Here is a 15,589-nt window from a genome sequence, read left to right as displayed (position 1 = left end):
TCAAAGTGCCGGATACGCAGTCAGAATGAAATGAGTCAAACCGTTATACGTTTCCTTTTTCAAGACAACGCGCATTCCGGACATGGGAACGTACTGGCCGGTGGCACGAACTACACCACGGCCAACTGTCGTTCCGGCATTGAAATTGAGTACCATTTTTGCTCCTGGGCTCGCTGTTGTGGCCCAATTCGCGATGATCTGCTTGTTGACCTGAAGCGCTCTGGATATGTGCGTTTCAGCCGTCGCAAAGTCAGTGAATGAGGAAATGGCGGCAGGTGCATTGCGTCTCGTCGCAGTGTCGATAATCCGCTGACGCAGAAATCCTTCCGTCTTGCCGACGTGAAGGTCGATTGTGTGTCCACCGAGCCGGCTGCCCGCTGCAGCCTCATGCTGTGCCAGTGATATTCGACCTGCTCTAACAGCACTTGCGCGCAGCGCGCCGACCAGCGCCGCGGTGCCCAATGGCACGACAATCTCCGCAGCCATTCCAACATTGTCGGCGGTTGACGGTGATGCCCCCATCTGTCTGGCAAGGCTTGAGGCTCCGGAACTGAGGAGCGAACGTTCGTCACGACCTGTCCAGACCTGACGCAGTCCGGTCGAGCCCTGATCGGCAGCATAAGCGAGAAGCAACCCGCCACCAACCTTTGTAACCATGGTTGGTTCCGGAGCGGCAAAAAGAGCAGCGGCACCTGTAGCCTCCACGACGCAGCCTAAAATCCGTAAGCCGCCAATCAGCCGGTTTCCGATCGTTCCGTCTTGTTCAATGGTTTCCCGCTCAATAACAGCGGCCATCTGAACGGCAGACAGAATGATCGTAATCCCTACATCTGCATCATCTTCAATAGCACCGGACATTGGAACCTCGCCGTGTTGAGCGCTGATGTTCTTCAATCGCCACAATTTTGTCAACGGAGGATGAACTGCAGATTATCTCTCGTGCTTTCGTCGGTCACTGATCGAGCTTGAGGGATTCCGACAATGGAAAATTAGCCCGTATCCGTTCGCGGTTCAGGACCGCCGCTCCATCTCCATTTCGGGAGGAGCTTTCCAAGACTCGTAACTATGCCTGCATTTTATTCACTAGTAATGACTAGTTATTGTAGACACCGAGGAGCTGTGAGACATTACGGAAAAATTGGAATGGACGCATGCCAATACCCAAAATACTTATAGATGCAGCTTGTGGAACGTATCGAGCGGCCGGAGCAATTTCAGGACACTCCGAGACTTGGTCAGATTTAAAGATCGCAACTCTGGCTCGCGACACCCAAATGAAAAGAGGTGGGCGAGCCGAAAAATATCTCAATCATTATTTAGACGGATCCGGCGAGCCTATCCAGTTCTCCTTGCTTGAAATGTTTAAAGACGCAGAAAACGTTCGCGCAGTCGTTATTAAAAAGATCAACAGGGATGTGTCAGAAGCGGAGGGACAGAAGTCTCCAATCGTTGGCATGGTCGGGAACGTTCCTGTTCCGCAGGTTGAAATCGACTATACGGACTGGCGATACGCCACAGGATCCATAAATATTCAGTACAAGGTGCTTCAAGATACTGCCCGCAGTGGAGTAGCCCTGCTAGAAGTTGAGATATGGTGCGTTAACATTTATCGATGGCATCCAGAAGCAGATCGACACACACAATGTGTACATCGCAGTTTGGATCGTCTCAAAAACCCGCAATCAGAAACAACTTTAGATTTAAAGGGTTTGGGTGTACGGCTCTCTGCCCCGCCTGGAACATTGACGCTGGAGCAACGCCTGTCCGTTACGCAGGTTACGAAACGTAATCCCGCAAAGGAATACAAAATGTTCGCACCCAGGGTCCGAATTTTGATACCCAGAAAGACGTCATCAGTCTGAGACTTTCGGTTTGCGAGTCACATCCAAAACTTGCATAGCTTTCCATGGCGGGAAGCCCTGAAGCTCTTCCCATGCACTTGGTACTGTAAAACCCATGTTGCTCGCCTATCTCTGTATGGAGACTGGTTTGACGAGGAGCTTTGCTGACCAAGTGTGGATATTCCGCCTGTACTTCTTCGCTCTTTGTTTGGGACTTGTCGGTTTCGGCTAAATAGATAAAATTCCCATTTCAAGGATTGCTTTCCAAAGAGAAATTTCATGCCAAACTTGTGATAGTCTCCATAAGAATAGTGCATCCCACGCTATGCTTAGAACACGTAATCGCTCACACTATGTGGTTCTGTGATATGCCATTGCCAGCGGCTTTGGCGGCAGCGGCTGTCCGTGAGTCGACTTCAAGATAGCGCATGACGGCCGACACGTGGATACTCACTGTGAACGGTGAAATCTTCAGTTCGCGCGCAATCTCTTTGTTGGACATACCCCGTACCAGCAGGTCGAGCACACTCCGCTGCCGAGGCGTCAACCCCCAGCGTCCGTTTTCCTCCAAGACCAATGAGGAGGAACCGGCTTTTGTCTCCAACAATACAAGAGTTAGCTCTTCGTTCGAGACAAATTTGCTGACGTGACTATCGATACCATTTTCAAGAAGTGCGTCGATGACCTTGCGATCTTGCAGTGCCGCTAGCAAAATAATGAAAGCCGAAGGAAATTCACCGCGCAGCCATTTCGCTGTCATGATGGGATCATAGTCAGGACAATAGAAATCGATAATAATCAGGTCCGGATTAAACTCCCGACTTCCTGTCAAGGTCTCGAAGCCAAGCGCTTCTCTGATTTCCGCAGTAGGAAACACCTGCGCTACAAGCCGGTGCAATGCCTCTCTATAGAGATGCTGCCCATCAGCCAGAAGTATTCGTTGTGGTGCTGTGTTATCACTTTCCATGCTGACCTCGATGATTGAACTTCATGTGCGTAAACTTCAACACGCTCATTTGCAGTACACGGTCACTGCACCGCATTCAAAACAATCCATTCGTGCTAGTGCATCTGCACTATACCGCGTGCTATTGCGGCGCACATAAATCTCTCCGGCACGTACTCTGCGAACGAGCAGCTTGATCTAAATGATCTACTCATTGCGTGATACAGCCCGGATCAACTGTTCGGCTTAAACTTGACCGGCGTCGAGCGCTCAAACAGCGCCACCAGTGCCCTGATCTTCCCTGCCCGCCACATAATATGGAAAATGCTGGACAACTTATGTTGTGCTCCCGGTTGCCACGTTACAGTTTGGCGCATAGGTTTCATCGCATTCTGGACGAGGTTGCTATGCTGATCATTATGAGCGGACTGCCGGGCACCGGAAAGTCTACAATCGCGCGTGAACTTGCTCGACGCCTGAATGGGATGTTTCTGCGTGCCGACACAATCGCGCAGGCTCTCATCTCGGCAGAAATTCTCAAAGACGATGACAATCCGGCAGCGTACATTGTTGGATATGCCCTTGCAGAGGAAAACCTGCGCGCAGGAGCAACGGTCATTGCCGACTACGTCAATGGCATGGAGCTGACCCGTCAAGCCTGGCGAGACGTGGCAGCACGGGCCAACGTTCCCTTTCACGCGATTGAAGTTATATGCTCGGACGAGGTGGAGCATAGACGCCGGGTTGAGACCCGGGTTTCAGATATCGCTGGTTTAGAACTGCCTACGTGGAAACAGGTTGTCGATCGAACGTTTGAAAAGTGGGGTGCAGGAACGACGACCGTTGATACATCTATAACGAGTTTGGCAGACGCCATTTCTGGTTTGCTCCTTCAACTGGGAAAAGGCCGTGACGATCATTGAAGGGCGCTATGAATCGACCGCCTCCTGGATATGCGCCAAGTACGGGTCGTAGCTGTGCCGCTCAAACTCAATTTGTGAATAGTTTTTCATTGCGGAAGCCGTAACGCTCTTCTCCTGCGTCAGGCATTCAAATCAATTGACCGCAACCTGAGAAGGTTCAGTTGACAAGTGAAATTCCCAAGCAGGAAATTGGTTTAAATCTGGCTCCAATGATATTGCTTTTGAAAAGACATGGAGAATGGCAGTGGGTTCGGACAACGAAAATGATCATTTGGCCCAAGCGCAACTTGCTGCAATTGTGGATAACTCATTCGACGGGATCGTCAGTAAGGACCTCGACGGAAACGTCACCAGCTGGAATCGGGCGGCCGAAAGGTTCTTTGGTTACTCTGCCGGCGAAATGATCGGCAAAAGCATCAGAATATTGATTCCAGCCGATCATCAGGACGAGGAGGACACAATCCTCGCGCGCATCAGGCGGGGTGAGGTCGTGGAAAGCTTTGAGACGCAACGCGTTACAAAGTCCGGCGATCTCATTTCTGTATCGCTCACGGTTTCGCCGATCAAAGACGCCGCAGGCCGCATCATTGGGGCGTCCAAGATTATCCGCGACATAACGGCAGCGAAGGAGAACGAACGCAGAATCCGCGTGCTTCTGAGAGAGGTCAACCACCGGGTTAAAAACCAGTACGCTGTCATCCAGTCTATTATTCGCGAGACCGCAAAACGGTCCGAAAGCGTGGATTCATTCGCATATCAGATTAATTCCCGCATTACCGCACTCGCGACTTCTCACGATTTGCTTGTGTCGAGTGATTGGCGGGGCGCATATATGGGATCGCTGATTGAAGATCAGTTGCGGCCCTTTGGACATGATGGCCTGGTATACCTGTCGGGACCGCTTTTAAATTTGGCGCCTCATGCCGTTCTGAATATTGGAATGGCGATTCATGAACTGGCGACCAATTCTGCAAAGTACGGCGTATTTGCAACCTCCAAAGGTATGATCTCGGTTACCTGGCAGGTGGTGAAAGAGGACCAACCCTATCTTTTACTGAGATGGAGCGAAACGGACGATTCGCCGGATGAAGCGACAGAGGACAAAAAACAGAGAACCGGCTTTGGCAGTGTCGTTCTGTTGCGCGTGGCACCATCCTCACTCAGCGGCAAGTCAACGTTTTCCCGAGAAGGAGCGTTACGCATCTGGGAGCTTAAGGCGCCTCTGGACCGATGCCTCCGTGAGGATGACGAATGACATCGGCACGAGACTCGTAAAGCCTTTCCCATGTGGCCGGCTTATAATTCAAGGCGCCTACCCCTGTACCCCTGAGAGCGGCGCCGAGATCCGTCGAACATTGAAGTACCCGCATAGAACCGTCAGCCGCGCCGCGCCGCCTCGATTGCGGCGACGTCAATCTTCTTCATTTCCATCATTGCCTCAAATGCGCGTTTGGCTTCATCGCCACCAGTGGCCATAGCCTCAGTCAGCACACGCGGCGTGATCTGCCATGAGATACCCCATTTGTCCTTGCACCAGCCGCACACGTTTTCCTGACCGCCATTTCCGACAATAGCGTTCCAGTAGCGGTCGGTCTCTTGCTGATCATCAGTGGCAATCTGGAACGAAAAGGCCTCATTGTGTTTGATTGAAGGCCCGCCGTTGAGACCAAGACAAGGGATGCCTGCGACCGTGAACTCGACCATCAACGCGTCACCTTTCTTTCCCGACGGGAAATCGCTGGGAGCGTAGTGAACGGCTGTTACCGAACTGTCCGGAAAGGTTTCCGCGTAAAAATGGGCCGCCGCCTCGGCGTCCTTGTCGTACCATACGCATATCGTATTCTTGGCAATTGACATTCCTCGTCCTCCCTTTGCGGCCATTCTGCAATCCCTATAGAACGCGATCAACCGGCAAAAGGATGCGAAGCAGGATAATTATTGAGAATGATCTACCGCAAGCTGTGTGTTCAGACTGGGTTTGAGTGTTTACTATCCAAAGGTCTGTGCTGAACATCAAGTAATCCAGCCACAAATAAATACTGATTTTTAATCCCATCGAAAAATCTATTTTCCGTGCCGATAACCTTCCGGAGCATGTCAGCTCCGAGCCATCTGATACAGTTTCATTCCCATCAACACTATATGGGTTTCCGATAACTACACACTTGATAATAGCCAGCTATAAATATGATATCGCAAAATACTTGCTGTTTATTTTAAAATTATATTGAATGCCTTCTGCTCAACGTAAATTTTATACTAGTGCAAACACCTGCGGATATCACTCTTACGGAGAAAGATCGTGGTAACAACAACTTGGATTGGCCCCTCAGACAATATGCAGGGATGGGATAATCCGCGGGTCGATCCTGTAACAAACCCGTGGAGCGGTAATAACTGGGACGCGGGCGGACCCAATGGCTGGAATACAGCGGTACTCAACAACACGAGCACGACCGCCTATATTGTCACCGTAGGGAGTTTGATATTAAATAACTCCGCGCTGCTGGTTTATAATTCAATAACTGTTTCATGGGGATCTCCACCAGGAACCATCTCTGGCGGCTTGATATATTTGTATTCCGCCCGATTCATTGCTGGTCCTGGTACTATCGCAACGGGCACAGTCAAAATGGGGGAAGGTTCATCCTATGAATGGTATGGAGCGAACTCCGCTCAAATAATTCAAATGCCTGCTGGGAACTACCCTCATTCGAGCGGCGCAACCTTTACTTTCTACACGCAGTTTGACGGAATAATAGAGTCTTTTTATTTTCGTGACACCATCATATGCGCCATCAACGGCGCCACCATATCCGGGATGGATATAAACGGGCACACGTTAACATTCATAACAAATATGGGAAATTACACCCTCAATTTTGGCAATGGCGTCGACATGGCCGATCTGGCCTTCGACCCGCAAACGGGAAAGCTCACAACAACCCAGGTCGATCCAAATGCGCCTTGCTTTGCCTCGGGAACTCTGATCCGAACAGAGCGCGGCGATATCGCGGTCGAAACTCTCAAAGTGGGAGATATGGCGATTACGGTCTCGGGAGAGCACCGCCCGATTATCTGGCTGGGTCACTGCACCTTGGTCCGCGGTAAATCGCCAAACTTTGATACCGCCCGTCCGGTTCGCATTCAGGCTGGGGCCTTTGGCGAGCAGATGCCCTATGTTGACCTGTGGCTTTCTCCCGGCCATGCCGTCTGCGTGCGTCTTCTCGATGAAGTCCTTATTCCCGCCGGTTATCTGATAAATGGTGCCACCATTGCGCAGGTGAACGTCGATGAGGTCACCTATTGGCACGTCGAACTCGACAGCCACGATATTCTGATCGCCAATGGCCTGCCGACGGAAAGCTATCTCGATTGCGGAACACGGGCTTGCTTTGAGGGAACAGGGGATACGCTTGACCCAGAGCGCAAGCTTGCTACTCCAGAAGAATATTGCCGCCCTTTGATCCTTGACGGCTTGACTGTCGAAGCGGTGGCAAGGCGGCTGCGGGCCCGGGCGGAACAGCTTGGCTGGGTCAGAACCACCGATATGGATATCCATCTGGTGGCCGATGGCGTTCGGATCGACCCCGATCTTGACGAGGGCATGGTGCGATTTCTCATTCCGGCACGCACGCAGGACGTGCGGCTCGTATCGGAGACGTTCATTCCCTCGGAATGGTCCGACACCGGAGACGAGCGCAGGCTGGGCATCGCCGTTTATGGACTTCACATTGATGATGGCCTGCGCTGCAGCCGGGATATCAGCATCGATGATCCCCGGCTTGTGGATGGCTTCCATCATCAGGAGGCGGCAGACGGCAAGTCATGGCGATGGACGAATGGCTCGCTCAACGTGCCGAGCGAGCTCTGGGCCGATTGCAAATCCCATGTCTTTCTACGCGTGAACATGGATAACAGCGGCCATCCCCATTGGGTCGGATCATCAAAAACCAAGGCACAGCTTCCAAAACTGATCGATACCGGCAGGGCCAGCTTCGTGCCTCTGCGCGCCGCATGATCAAGACTTGTGGTATCTTTAAGTCAGGGGACAGCAGACGTTTGGCATCCCCTGATCTAACCTTACGCTGGCCTTCAAAGGCCTCCAGTTCGCGAATACTAGTACCATCCTTGAGGATTTCAGATGCTTGATGACCGGCTGTCGTATGGTGATTTCCGAAGGTATCTTTTATTTTGGTTTGCAGTGATGGTCGAGGGGGACCTCGACAGACCACGTCGTCCTAAAAATGCGTTGACTCTAATTACCGGTCGATACCACCCAAGTTGGACATTGCCGGGAGCAAAAAGGTTATGTGATCAGCACCTGCTCGTGGAGCAACTTCAGCAACGCTCCAGTATTTTGAATGATGGAGCGGATATATTCTATTCGTTAACTGAAGCGGGCTTAGAGGAAGCCGAAAGCTGGGGAAGACTTAACAATTTGGACCTTTATGTGGAAATCGATAAACTGATTTCAAGCAATGAACCTCTGGATGTGGGGAATGCGTTTCATCAAGAAGATGAGCATGTAATCACTTTAGATCGTTCTACTTCTGATTTTCGAGAAGTTGAGAAAAGCCTAGGAGGCGTTGACAAAGTGGCGCATCCACAGGCGGATTGAGACGATGTGGACGAAGCCGAGATAACTGTCGGCGGTTTTGTCGTATCGGGTTGCAAGCCTTCGAGCGTTTTTCAACTTGTTGAAGCAACGTTCGACCATGTTGCGCAGGGCATAGATAGCGGTATCGATGGGAAGCTGGACGAGCCTGTTGCGTTTGGTCGGCACCAAGGCGATACCACCGCGCTTTTCCATGTCCTGACGAATAAAATCGGCATCGTAACCCTTGTCAGCCAGTAGCACCTTTGGCGCGGGTCCGTCGGCGTCCATAACGGGCATGTATCCCTTGAAGTCCGAGACTTCTCCGCTAGTCAGTGTGAAGGCTATGGGCAGGCCCATCGCATTGATACGGAGATGGATTTTGGTCGTAAAGCCACCTTTTGAGCGGCCAAGACCCTGACGCGGAGTCCCCCTTTAGCGCCGGCTGAACAATGATGTGCCCGGATGATTGTGCTGTCGATCATTTGCAGGCTGGGATTACCGTCACCACTTTCGTTAAAGGCCTCAAGCAGCACATCCCACAAGCCCGACAGTGTCCAGCGCCGGAACTGGCGGTAAACTGATGACCATTTGCCAAAGTGTTCATGCAAGTCGCGCCAAGCGACACCTGTCCGTGCGATCCAAAATACCCCATCCAGAACAAGCCGGTGATCTCTTGGTCGTCGCCCACTGCGAGCGCCTCGTTCAATCACAAATGGTTCCAGGCAGGCCCATTCCTCATCGCTCATCAAACCTCGGATCAAGATAACCTCCGTGAAAGCTACCTTGAATCAAAACCTACGTGATTTGAAAACCCTCTTTGTCAACACGTCCTAAGCAAAACGATTGATATTCTTCGAGAAAATAATGAGCTACGCGCTGAACCCGAAGGAGAACGCAGGCTTGCCGAATTGGAAGCAGGCAAATTGTTGATGAGTGCAGAACACGTTAACGAGAAACTTTTGAAAATGACGTTGCTACCAGCCTTGCGGTGGGTCGCTAAAAAGCTTCGAGACGAAGGAGCTGCGACAGCAGTCAAAATTCTTGTAACAAAGCTTTTTAGTATTTTATTCTAGCAATCAACTAGGGACATCGCAGTTAACTGCCCTACCTAGCCAAGCTGCCGAGCGAGCTCTGAGCCGATTGCAAATCCCATATCTTTCTACGCGTGAACGTGGATACCAGCGGCCATCCCCATTGGACTGCATCATCGAAAGCCCAAGCACGACCAAAACTTGTCGATACCGGCAGGACCAGCTTCGTGCCTCTTCGCGCCGCATGATCAAGACTTGAGGTATTTTTAAATCAGGGAACGGTAGGCGTGACTTGGAGATTACGCGGTTTCTCGAAGCACATAATCAGGTGGACGAGGATATATTTGAAAGTATGGCGATCCCGACTGGATTCGAACCAGTGACCGTCGGCTTAGAAGGCCGGTGCTCTATCCAGCTGAGCTACGGGACCAGCATGTTGACCGGCGACGACAATATCGCCGGAAAATCCAAACAAACTGCAAATATTCAATGAGTCCAAGGCTGCTTGCGGTCAAAACGGAAGTTTTCCGAATAGGAAACCACGCGGCGCCGTATTTCCTTGGGCTCTTGCACCGAATAGGCAATGCCGTTCTTCTGCGCGTAAGCGATCGCCTCTTCCTTCGTTTCAAAGGACAGGTGAATCTGGCTCTTCATGTCGCGCGATGACGTATAGCCCATCAGCGGTTCGACCTTACGCGGCGATTCCGGCTCGAATTCCAGCGTCCAAGCTTCGGCCTGAGCCTTGCCTGACTGCATAGCGGTTTTTGCGGGGCGATAAATTCGTGCTGCCATAGAAGAAATCCCTTTGTCTGAAATCCCGATATATTACAGGCTTCGGTTCAGTACCAGCAGCATCATCGTTGAAATGGTCGGAGCGGAGAGATTCGAACTCCCGACCCTCTGGTCCCAAACCAGATGCGCTACCAGGCTGCGCTACGCTCCGTCATGTTCAACGGTTGCCTGACTAGAGTTTCCCGCGCCGAGAAGCAAGCTATAAATTGATAAAAACAGAAGAAAAAACAGAGAAGGACATGCTGTCGCAGGCAAACGCTTGTCTGGGAACGGACTTGCCTAAAGATCGAAAGCCGCCTGCCCCTCGTCGACAGCCGTGACAATGCTTGCAGCAAGCGCACGGGTAATCTTTGACTTTTTCTCAAGTGCCGCACGGTCAAGCTTGTCGACAATGCGATTGGCTGTGGAAAGAGAACGCTCAATGTGACTGACCAGAAAGCTGATAACATTGGGCTCTACGGCGACCTGCCGGTCTGCAAAAAGCTTATAGAGCACGCCTGACAGCAGAATATCGTCTGGCTCACCAATCTCCACCGTAGTCGCCGCTTTGAGGCGTGAGGCCAAATCCGGAAGCCTTACGGGCCAATTGGCTGGCCAGCGGCGGGACGTCATCAAAAGGCTCGATCCATTCTGGCGGACCGTATTGATCAAATGAAACAAACCGGCCTCATCAATCGGGCCATCGCCGATATCATCAATGAGGAAAGGGCCATTGGTTCCCGATGCGGTGGCAATATTGCTCGAATCAAGCACGGTAGCGCCTGATTCGGCCTTCCAGACAGCGGCAAGATGGGTCTTTCCCGATCCGGTCGGGCCAGCAAGAATAACCACAGGCGAAATCCAGCTCGGCCAGCGATCAACAATGTCCACAGCGGCCATATTGGACGCGGAGACAATCAGATCGTCGCGCGAATAACCCGGCTCATGGCCAAGATCGAGCGGCAATTGTCGCGGTGTGCTGGTATCGGTCATGGATCAGTGAAATACAGTCAATCCAACCGGGATGTCACCGAATTTCTTTTGGCTGCTCGCTTTTGGGATAATCCCCTGTGTAGAGCGGGGATTGCCGGTAGCGGCTGATGACAAAGCGCACGAGCACACCCATTGCCGCTGCGGTCGGTACGGCAATCAGCATACCCGTGAAACCCAGCAGCGAGCCAAACGCAAAGAGAGCGAACATCAGCCATACCGGATGCAAACCAACCGAAGAGCCAACGAGTTTGGGCTGAAGAATATTGCCTTCGAAGAACTGACCGATAAAGAACACAATCGCGACTGCTCCAACGTAAACGTAATCCGGCCAGAACTGCACCAGGGCCACGCCGAGTGCGAGGACCAGTCCAACCAGTGACCCTACATAGGGAATGAAGCTGATAAGCCCGGCGAAAAGGCCGATCAAAAGCCCGAAATTGAGGCCAACGATGGTGAGGCCCACTGCATAGATCATTCCGAGCAGCAGGCAGACAGTGCCCTGCCCGCGCACGAAACCGGCAATGGCCTTGTTCATGTCATTGGCAATATCGCGAACAGTCTGAACATGGTCGCGCGGGGTCAGATTGTCGATGCTTTTGACCATGCGGTCCCAGTCGAGCAGCATATAGAACGCCACAACGGGGGTGACCACGAAGAGTGCCGCGACATCGATCAACGTTTTACCGGAACTCCAGATCGATTGAAGCAGGGTTGTCAGGAAACCAGCACCCTGTTGCAGAAGCGAATCAAGACTGTTGCGGATGACCGAAGCATCAACGCCGATGAAATCCTTGAGCCATTGCGAATCCCGATTGGCGATCAATTCCTGCAGGCGCGAGACATAACTTGGCAGTTTGGCAATGAAATCGCTCATCTGCGAGGCAAGAATGGGCACGAGGATCATCAGCAAAATCGCAAATGTCACCACGAACAGGATGAGGATGACGATGGTGGCAAGCAGACGCGACATGCCGAGCCGTTCAAGCCGGTCGGCCACGGGATCAAGAAAGTAAGCAAGGACAAGTCCGGCCACAAATGGCAGTAGGATCGACGAGAAGATGTAGAGGAACAGCGCGAAAAACACGACCGCACAGGTCCAGAAGACAGCCTGGCGGCGCACGCTTGTCGCCAGCGTGTTGACCTGAACATCCACATGAATGTCGCGTTCGGCCGGAGGCGTCGTCTTGGTCTTACTTACGGTTTTGCTCATAGCCTGCCATATGTTTTGTCCACGCCAGGAGATAGGCAGTCGCAGACGCTGCGGTCAATAGTGCAACCACCCATACCAGAATCATTCGCCCATCGCCGAATGAAAATTCAAACCGCATGTCCGCCAGTGTAAAAACCACCAGCAATATCTGCAGGGCAGTGTTTGCCTTGGAGACAAGAAGCGGACGCATTTCCACCGGGTTGGCCATCACGGTCGAGAGAAGCACGGCACCTATAATGAGGATGTCACGCGAAACGACGATGACAACGAGCCAGACCGGCAATTCCTTCAGAAAGCCCAGAACCACGAACAGCGTGACCAGCAAGAGCTTGTCAGCAATCGGGTCAAGATAAGCGCCGAGTTCCGAACGCTGATCGTAACGCCGGGCAATATAGCCATCAACACCGTCGGAAACGCCGGCGACAATGAATCCGATCAAAGCGGCGCCGACGTAATTGGAAAGTAGAGCCATGACGATGAAGGGGACGAGGATGAAGCGGAAGATGGTGATGTAATTGGGAACTGTCACTTGGTCTGCTTCCTCCGCTTCCTCATATTATCGTGCGCTTGCACAATATTTGCTAAACTTATTTGCACTTCGCGTGGTGCGTGGTTCGACAAGCTCACCATGAGGGAGTTGGGTTGGCTGCAAGGTTAATCGCAACGATTGCAGAATATGGCTCCCTGCAATCCTCCCGCTCCCTCATGGTGAGCTTGTCGAACCACGCGCCGCCCTTCATGCATTATCAAAAACCTTTTGTGCCTCGAAATAATGTACCTCCACGTGACCAGTTCATGGCTTACATGGACAGAACAGCGGCATTGCTCAACCCCTTTGGGGCTGGCAATGTGTCGATAAGTGCTGTTTTCATGCCGCTTGCGGCACTCAGAGCTTGCAGCAAGGGCGGAGTCGTGCCATTTCGCCTGCAATAATCCGGAGCATACAATGACGATCAAAAATGGCCTCACCTATGCGCAGGCAGGCGTCGATATCGATGCTGGCAATCTGCTTGTTGAAAAGATCAAGCCGATTGTGCGCTCCACGCGCCGCCCCGGCGCCGATGGCGAGATTGGCGGTTTTGGCGGACTGTTTGATCTGAAGGCGGCCGGTTTCAAGGATCCGGTGCTGGTTGCAGCCAATGACGGCGTCGGTACAAAGCTGAAAATTGCCATCGATGCGGGCGTTCACGATACGGTTGGTATCGATCTTGTCGCCATGTGTGTGAACGATCTGGTCGTTCAAGGGGCAGAGCCACTGTTCTTCCTCGATTACTTCGCCACGGGCAAGCTTGATCCTGATCAGGGCGCTGCCATTGTCACGGGGATTGCTGAGGGTTGCCTGCAGGCTGGATGCGCACTGATTGGTGGCGAAACGGCCGAAATGCCTGGCATGTACCGGGATGGCGATTATGATCTCGCCGGCTTTGCTGTTGGAGCGGCGGAGCGCAACCAATTGCTGCCATCAGGCGATATTGCCGAAGGCGATGTCATTCTCGGCCTTGCTTCCTCTGGTGTTCATTCCAATGGCTTCTCGCTCGTGCGGCGCATTGTCGAACTATCGGGTCTTGGCTGGGATGCCGACGCTCCGTTCAAGCCGGGTACGACACTCGGACAGGCGCTGCTTACCCCTACCCGCATCTACGTAAAGCAGCTGCTCGCGGCTATCCGTGAAACCAATGCGATCAAGGCGCTGGCTCATATCACCGGCGGCGGCTTTCCTGATAATATCCCGCGCGTGCTGCCGAAGGATTTGACTGCCAGCATCGATTTGTCTGCGATCAAGGTTCCGGCTGTTTTCTCGTGGCTGGCAAAGGTTGGTGGTGTCGAGCGCGATGAAATGCTCCGCACATTCAACTGCGGTATCGGCATGATTGCCGTTGTGGCACCGGACCAGGTGGATGCAGTTCTTGCTGCGTTGAAAGCACAGGGTGAAGACGCTGTGCGTCTGGGCACCATGGTTGCCCGTGCGGATGCGGGTGTTATCTATCACGGCACCTTGGCGCTGTGAGCAGCGGGATACAGAAGAAGCGCGTCGCGGTCCTGATCTCGGGCCGTGGCTCCAACATGACCGCGCTGATCGAGGCCGCCAGGGCGGCTGACTATCCAGCAGAAATCGTCGCCGTGATTGCCAATAAGGCGGATGCTGGCGGGTTGGAAACGGCCAGAACGCACGGCATTGCAGCTCACGCTATTCCACATCGCGAATACCCAAGCAAACAGGCACATGAAGCAGCGGTGTCTGACGCCTTGCGAGCGGCCAAGGCTGAAATCGTTTGTCTTGCCGGTTACATGCGGCTGATGTCAGCTGAATTCGTTGGCGCATGGGAAGGCCGGATGATCAACATCCATCCATCATTGCTGCCGCTTTTCAAAGGCCTGCATACCCACGAGCAGGCATTGGACGCCGGCGTGCGCGTGCATGGTTGTACCGTGCATTTCGTGACCGCAGGCATGGATGAAGGCCCGATTATCGCCCAGACCGCCGTGCCGGTTCTCAATGGCGATACCGCCGACACTCTTGCATTGCGGGTTCTGTCCGTGGAGCACGAAACCTATGCTCGCGCCCTCGCACTGGTCGCATCAGGTAAAGCGGTCATGAAAGACGGACGGACGGTTTTCAGCGATTAATGAAGTCAGGCGGCGTCCTGCTTTTTTGGCGTCGCAGGCACCAAAGAGAGCTTTAATCCCAACGCGTCGGCCACCTTGGTGATTGTTGCCAATCCAGGATTACCCTCCCCGCTCAAGGCTTTGTAGAGCGCCTGACGTGTAAGTCCGGTTTTGCGTGCCAGTTCCGCAATGCCGCGTGCGCGGGCAATATCACCCAACACTCGCGCTATATGAGAGGCATCTCCACCTTCGCATGCGGCCAGCAGGTATTCCTCGATCATGTTTTCGGAATCGAGATATCGCGCCGGATCAAATTTTCGCAGCTTGATCATGATCTGTGCTCCTTGAATTCCCTCGCCAATATCTTTGCTCTTTTGATATCTCGATCTTGTGTAGCTTTATCTCCGCCACAAAGCAGAATAATTAAGATATTGCCACAATCCCAAAAATAGACCCGATAACCGGATCCATAATCAATTCGAAGCTCACTAACTCCTTCTCCAACGGCCTTAACATCTCCAGGGTTGCCACCTGAAAGCCGGCGCAATCTTTCGACTATTCTCACCCGCGCCCGACGATCCCGCAACGCGTCAAACCATTTGGTGAACGCCTCTGTTTCCAGAAATTCCTTCATTGTTTTTGTAAACCACAGTTGTCAAAATGTATA

Annotated in this window: 17 protein-coding genes and 2 tRNA genes; 7 read left to right on the top strand and 12 right to left on the bottom strand. The window is 52.5% G+C overall.

Annotation, left to right across the window (positions count from 1 at the left end; all coding sequences use genetic code 11):
- Positions 1–858, bottom strand: a complete 858-nt coding sequence (locus HB779_RS12130; RefSeq protein WP_188342648.1) for an RNase A-like domain-containing protein — start codon at positions 856–858, stop codon at positions 1–3.
- A gap of 293 nt (positions 859–1,151) precedes the next feature.
- On the opposite strand from HB779_RS12130, the gene HB779_RS12125 reads away from it, so the two are divergent.
- The gene (locus HB779_RS12125) at positions 1,152–1,862 is read left to right on the top strand and encodes a hypothetical protein (RefSeq protein ID WP_188342647.1); all 711 of its coding nucleotides are present in this window, start codon (positions 1,152–1,154) and stop codon (positions 1,860–1,862) included.
- A 325-nt stretch (positions 1,863–2,187) separates the two neighbouring features.
- Here the strand turns inward: HB779_RS12125 and HB779_RS12120 are convergent, their stop codons facing one another.
- Positions 2,188–2,808: a response regulator transcription factor gene (locus tag HB779_RS12120; protein ID WP_188342646.1), complete on the bottom strand. Its 621-nt coding sequence runs from the start codon at positions 2,806–2,808 to the stop codon at positions 2,188–2,190.
- Positions 2,809–3,194: 386 nt separating this feature from the next.
- Between HB779_RS12120 and HB779_RS12115 the strand changes: the two genes are divergently transcribed.
- Positions 3,195–3,710: an AAA family ATPase gene (locus tag HB779_RS12115; protein WP_188342645.1), complete on the top strand. Its 516-nt coding sequence runs from the start codon at positions 3,195–3,197 to the stop codon at positions 3,708–3,710.
- 244 nt (positions 3,711–3,954) lie between these two features.
- Entirely contained in the window at positions 3,955–4,965 is a 1,011-nt protein-coding gene (locus HB779_RS12110; RefSeq protein WP_244642355.1) for a PAS domain S-box protein, read from the top strand.
- 122 nt (positions 4,966–5,087) lie between these two features.
- On the opposite strand, the gene HB779_RS12105 is transcribed toward HB779_RS12110, so the two are convergent.
- Entirely contained in the window at positions 5,088–5,561 is a 474-nt protein-coding gene (locus HB779_RS12105; RefSeq protein ID WP_188345902.1) for a VOC family protein, read from the bottom strand.
- A 451-nt stretch (positions 5,562–6,012) separates the two neighbouring features.
- On the opposite strand from HB779_RS12105, the gene HB779_RS12100 reads away from it, so the two are divergent.
- On the top strand, positions 6,013–7,731 hold the full coding sequence (locus tag HB779_RS12100) for a Hint domain-containing protein (RefSeq protein WP_188342643.1): 1,719 nt from the start codon (positions 6,013–6,015) through the stop codon (positions 7,729–7,731).
- Between the two features lie 123 nt (positions 7,732–7,854).
- Entirely contained in the window at positions 7,855–8,331 is a 477-nt protein-coding gene (locus HB779_RS12095; protein WP_188342642.1) for a hypothetical protein, read from the top strand.
- On the opposite strand, the gene HB779_RS12090 is transcribed toward HB779_RS12095, so the two are convergent.
- From HB779_RS12090 to HB779_RS12060, 7 genes are all read right to left on the bottom strand, one after another.
- Positions 8,290–9,056, bottom strand: a protein-coding gene (locus HB779_RS12090; RefSeq protein ID WP_371823908.1) for an IS5 family transposase whose coding sequence is annotated in 2 segments (ribosomal slippage) — positions 8,290–8,735 and positions 8,735–9,056 — 768 coding nt in all. Because the reading frame shifts where the segments join, the coding sequence is not laid out codon by codon here. The genes HB779_RS12095 and HB779_RS12090 overlap by 42 nt on opposite strands.
- Before the next feature lie 638 nt (positions 9,057–9,694).
- Positions 9,695–9,771: transfer RNA gene (locus HB779_RS12085), tRNA-Arg, on the bottom strand.
- 56 nt (positions 9,772–9,827) lie between these two features.
- On the bottom strand, positions 9,828–10,133 hold the full coding sequence (locus tag HB779_RS12080) for an ETC complex I subunit (protein WP_188342641.1): 306 nt from the start codon (positions 10,131–10,133) through the stop codon (positions 9,828–9,830).
- A gap of 74 nt (positions 10,134–10,207) precedes the next feature.
- A tRNA-Pro gene (locus HB779_RS12075) sits at positions 10,208–10,284 on the bottom strand.
- 128 nt (positions 10,285–10,412) lie between these two features.
- Positions 10,413–11,105 (bottom strand): DnaA regulatory inactivator HdaA, encoded by a 693-nt coding sequence (gene hdaA, locus HB779_RS12070; RefSeq protein ID WP_188342640.1) that lies wholly within the window; start codon positions 11,103–11,105, stop codon positions 10,413–10,415.
- Between the two features lie 34 nt (positions 11,106–11,139).
- The gene (locus tag HB779_RS12065; RefSeq protein ID WP_188342639.1) at positions 11,140–12,315 is read right to left on the bottom strand and encodes an AI-2E family transporter; all 1,176 of its coding nucleotides are present in this window, start codon (positions 12,313–12,315) and stop codon (positions 11,140–11,142) included.
- Positions 12,296–12,844, bottom strand: a complete 549-nt coding sequence (locus tag HB779_RS12060; protein WP_188342638.1) for a CDP-alcohol phosphatidyltransferase family protein — start codon at positions 12,842–12,844, stop codon at positions 12,296–12,298. The genes HB779_RS12065 and HB779_RS12060 overlap by 20 nt, the downstream gene beginning before the upstream one ends.
- A gap of 417 nt (positions 12,845–13,261) precedes the next feature.
- Here HB779_RS12060 and purM point away from each other — a divergent pair, with 417 nt between their 5' ends.
- Together purM and purN are read left to right on the top strand one after the other, a co-directional pair.
- Complete coding sequence (gene purM / locus HB779_RS12055) at positions 13,262–14,323, top strand: phosphoribosylformylglycinamidine cyclo-ligase (RefSeq protein WP_188342637.1); 1,062 nt, start codon at positions 13,262–13,264, stop codon at positions 14,321–14,323.
- Positions 14,320–14,943 carry a phosphoribosylglycinamide formyltransferase gene (gene purN / locus HB779_RS12050; protein WP_256440575.1) on the top strand — a complete coding sequence of 208 codons (624 nt, stop codon included), beginning with the start codon at positions 14,320–14,322 and terminating at the stop codon, positions 14,941–14,943. The genes purM and purN overlap by 4 nt, the downstream gene beginning before the upstream one ends.
- A 5-nt stretch (positions 14,944–14,948) precedes the next feature.
- Here the strand turns inward: purN and HB779_RS12045 are convergent, their stop codons facing one another.
- Together HB779_RS12045 and HB779_RS12040 are read right to left on the bottom strand one after the other, a co-directional pair.
- Positions 14,949–15,254 carry an addiction module antidote protein gene (locus HB779_RS12045; RefSeq protein WP_371823847.1) on the bottom strand — a complete coding sequence of 102 codons (306 nt, stop codon included), beginning with the start codon at positions 15,252–15,254 and terminating at the stop codon, positions 14,949–14,951.
- Positions 15,251–15,556, bottom strand: coding sequence for a type II toxin-antitoxin system RelE/ParE family toxin (locus HB779_RS12040; RefSeq protein ID WP_188342636.1), 306 nt, complete (start codon positions 15,554–15,556; stop codon positions 15,251–15,253). The genes HB779_RS12045 and HB779_RS12040 overlap by 4 nt, the downstream gene beginning before the upstream one ends.
- Between the last annotated feature and the right edge of the window lie 33 nt (positions 15,557–15,589).

The organism is Phyllobacterium sp. 628 (genome assembly GCF_014189505.1).
Lineage (GTDB): Bacteria > Pseudomonadota > Alphaproteobacteria > Rhizobiales > Rhizobiaceae > Phyllobacterium.
The sequence above is the reverse complement of the archived record's forward strand: the minus strand, read 5'-3'. Positions and strand labels throughout refer to the sequence as shown.